The organism is Vibrio sp. PNB23_22_6, assembly GCF_052877535.1.
Map to the genome: position 1 here is coordinate 1 of NZ_JBNFXP010000096.1, position 247 is coordinate 247.

Annotated in this window: 1 protein-coding gene; it reads right to left on the reverse strand. The window is 25.9% G+C overall.

Features of this window, described 5'->3' with window-relative positions; all coding sequences use genetic code 11:
* Positions 1 to 28: 28 nt before the first annotated feature.
* The coding region (locus tag ACVA54_RS19760; RefSeq protein WP_446649894.1) for a hypothetical protein at positions 29 to 247 on the reverse strand (219 nt) is incomplete at its 5' end.

Below are 247 nucleotides of genomic sequence, written 5' to 3' on the forward strand. Positions count from 1 at the left end.
CACTTACAGCTACTGCAGCCAACAACAATTATAGTGGGGTTACTGAAAATGCCAAGAAATTTATGGCAGCATTTAAGGCAGCTAAGAAATAAAAATTAGCTATTAATTTTCCCTTTTGAATAATAAAAAACTTCATTTTTTGAAGTTTTTTTATTTTAAATATTTTTTTATAAAACAGGTCAACCGCAACCTTTCCCACCAAAATTAAAAAGATTTTCATATAAAAACATAAAAAAAGAAAAAAATT